This window comes from Mycobacterium sp. (assembly GCF_019247615.1).
In the GTDB taxonomy this organism is placed as follows: domain Bacteria; phylum Actinomycetota; class Actinomycetes; order Mycobacteriales; family Mycobacteriaceae; genus Mycobacterium.
Window position 1 is genome coordinate 1 of the sequence record NZ_JAFBAT010000302.1, and the last position, 2724, is coordinate 2724.

General features: G+C 62.6%; 3 protein-coding genes and 2 pseudogenes. 2 read left to right on the forward strand and 3 right to left on the reverse strand.

Annotation, left to right across the window (positions count from 1 at the left end; all coding sequences use genetic code 11):
* From JO059_RS22985 to JO059_RS22990, 3 genes and pseudogenes are all read right to left on the reverse strand, one after another.
* Positions 1–143: pseudogene (locus tag JO059_RS22985) on the reverse strand (nitrile hydratase subunit beta); the annotation flags it as partial.
* Positions 144–212: 69 nt separating this feature from the next.
* Positions 213–500, reverse strand: coding sequence for a hypothetical protein (locus JO059_RS21130; protein WP_293322371.1), 288 nt, complete (start codon positions 498–500; stop codon positions 213–215).
* Entirely contained in the window at positions 488–883 is a 396-nt protein-coding gene (locus JO059_RS22990; RefSeq protein WP_366516245.1) for a class I SAM-dependent methyltransferase, read from the reverse strand. The genes JO059_RS21130 and JO059_RS22990 overlap by 13 nt, the downstream gene beginning before the upstream one ends.
* A 363-nt stretch (positions 884–1246) precedes the next feature.
* Between JO059_RS22990 and JO059_RS21135 the strand changes: the two genes are divergently transcribed.
* Both JO059_RS21135 and JO059_RS21140 read left to right on the forward strand, forming a co-directional pair.
* Complete coding sequence (locus tag JO059_RS21135) at positions 1247–1855, forward strand: TetR/AcrR family transcriptional regulator (RefSeq protein WP_293322374.1); 609 nt, start codon at positions 1247–1249, stop codon at positions 1853–1855.
* Between the two features lie 139 nt (positions 1856–1994).
* Positions 1995–2724 (forward strand): annotated as a pseudogene (locus tag JO059_RS21140) (cytochrome P450); the annotation flags it as partial.

Consider the following 2724-nt stretch of genomic DNA (forward strand, 5'->3'; position numbering starts at 1 on the left):
CCGCCGAAATGTCCGGCGACAAGCAACACCATGGTCAGAGCTTCCACGCGGCTTTCCCACGGGGCGTGAAAGACCGGCTCGTTGCGCTCTCGGGGCACCGGCCCGAACGACTGCATGCCACCAAGGTCGTGTTGTCCATTCATGTGCTTTCATCCCTTTTGCGTGCCACCGCGCCTCTCTTCGGACCCACTGGCGTGAATCGCGACGCGGCGTCATTGAATACGTTGCGCCCCATACCACACGCCATCTGGGGAGCCGACTGCTCCGGCCTGTTCGCGAGCTCTGGCCAGTTCCTGCGAGGTAGCGAATTGCCGGGCCTGGTCGAGGTCGTGCATGTCCATGACGACGATCACGGTGTTGGGGTCGCCGGCATCGACGTAGGTTCCGGTCACTACCAAACCGTGGTCACGGCGCACGGCATCCAACGCTGGGTCACGAAAGACTGTGTTCCATTGCTCGACGCTGACGACTCGTTGCTTGACGAGCATTACTCCGGCCACAGTGAATCATCCTGACTGCGTTCGCTTTTCAACATTTTGTATGCGGTGACCAGCCAGCCGCAGCCAGCTTCATAGTTGTGGGATCGGACGCAGCCGGGATGGGTCGCCCGAACACGGCGGACGAGCCACGCTATCGGGTTCTCGCGATCGATGCCGGCGCCCACCAGTCGTACTGGCCAATTAGTTCGCAAATCGGCCGGAACCGCAACGCCGGGGCAGCGCGACTGCGAATGACCCTGCAGGACAGGGAGTTTGAACGTCAGAACCCCAGGCAGGTCAACTTCACGAACGGTGCTGCCGGCTGGCCGGCTCGGGCAAAGCGCTCGGGTGGTCCATGACATAGGGGAGCAAGACAACCTGGGTGATGCCGGCATGCACGGCATCTAGGAGTGCTTGATCGAGGAAGTGGATGCGCACCCCGGCGTGCGCAACCATGAGCTGAAAAAATCCGGACCTGAAGCCCTGCTATTCCACAGCGGTCCGCCGAGGTCACGCTCGACGAACAACGCTTTCGCACAGGGGTCGTTGAATAGCCGGTTAGTACGGGCACTTTCGCGCGCAGGCAGCAATGCCCCGCCGACCGCAGTTGGCCCGACGCCGGTCGGCGACGAATGCGGTTGCAGCTGTTCGCCCATGAGCCCCCCAGTTCAATGCCTGTCGTATTGTCTACAGTTGTAGACGCAGTCGAGTGTAGGCCGGCTGTGGCCTCATGTCTACAGTTGTAGATATATTCCCAGGAGGCAGGGATGAACCGCACCGCGAACACAAGCTCGAGCGGGAACTCGCCGCGTCGCAACGCGACAGCGACGCGCACCCGCCTGTTGGAGGCGGCCAGGCAACAGTTCCTACGGCAGGGGTACCGCGGCACTTCGTTACGCGCAATCGCGGCCCAAGCCGGCGTGGACGTGATGCTTATCCGCCGCTACTTCGGCTCTAAACAGCAACTCTTTGCCGAGGCCACCGATATCTCGGGCAACGTTCCCGCTGCCCGGCGCGCTCCCGACGACGCGGTAGGACAACTCCTGATCGAACGCGTTTTACAAGCCAAACGCGATATCGATGCCCCCCTGTTCGCGCTGCTGCGCTCCAGCGGGGACCCCGACGTCGTCTCTCGCCTCAACCAGCAAATCGAAACTGGTCTCACACTCAACCTCAGTAGGCGCATCACCGCTGATCAACCGCGACTACGCGCCGACATGGTCACCGCACTACTACTCGGCATCGGCGTGCTACGCGTGCTACTCAACAAGCAACCCATCGCCACGGCCGACGAGAGCGACATCGCGGCCATCTTCAACGAAGCATTCCAGAGCCTCACCAAACTGCCCCAAGGCACCAGCAACGGGTCGCCTTAGCAAAAAACGAATCGCCTGTTGAAGGCCCGTCACGATTGCGGCCCTTCCGCGCCGTTGACGGTCGGCGTGCCGTATGAAAATGTAATATTCATCTCTGAGAGGAACATTCTCCCTAGCCGAGATTGGAACGGAGCAAGCGATGGTGAACGGTCTCACCGAGATGGACTTCTTCCGCGACGCCCGGCTCATCGAGAACCCGTACCCCTACTACGAAGCCTTGCGTCGGCAATGCCCGGTGACCCGGGAAAGCCACCACGGAGTCGCCATGGTGACCGGCTGGGACGAGGCCTGCGCCGTTTTGAACGACGCCGAGACATTTTCGTCGTGCATCTCGGTGACCGGTCCGTTTCCCGGCTTTCCCGTGCCGCTCGAGGGTGACGACGTGACCGAGCTGATCGAGCAGCACCGCGACCAGCTGCCGTTCAGCGACCAGCTGCCGACTCTCGACCCGCCGACGCACACCAACCACCGCGCCCTGCTGATGCGGTTGATCACCCCCAAGCGCCTGAAGGAGAACGAGGACGCCATGTGGGTGCTCGCGGACCGGGCGCTCGATCCCTTCCTGGCCCCTGGCGAGGGGGAATTCATCAAGGGCTTCGCGGGCCCCTTCACGCTGCTGGTGATCGCCGACCTGCTTGGCGTGCCCGAGGAAGACCGCGACCACTTCGTCAACAACATCCGCAAGCACTCCGGCGGCGGCGTCGGCGGCACCGGCGAGAAATCGCTGGCGCACAGCCCACTGGAATTTCTCTACGGAACCTTTGCCGACTACGTCCGGGATCGTCGTCGGGAACCTCGCGACGACGTGCTGTCGGGCCTCGCCGCCGCCACCTTCCCGGACGGCTCTGTTCCAGAAGTCGAAGACGTGG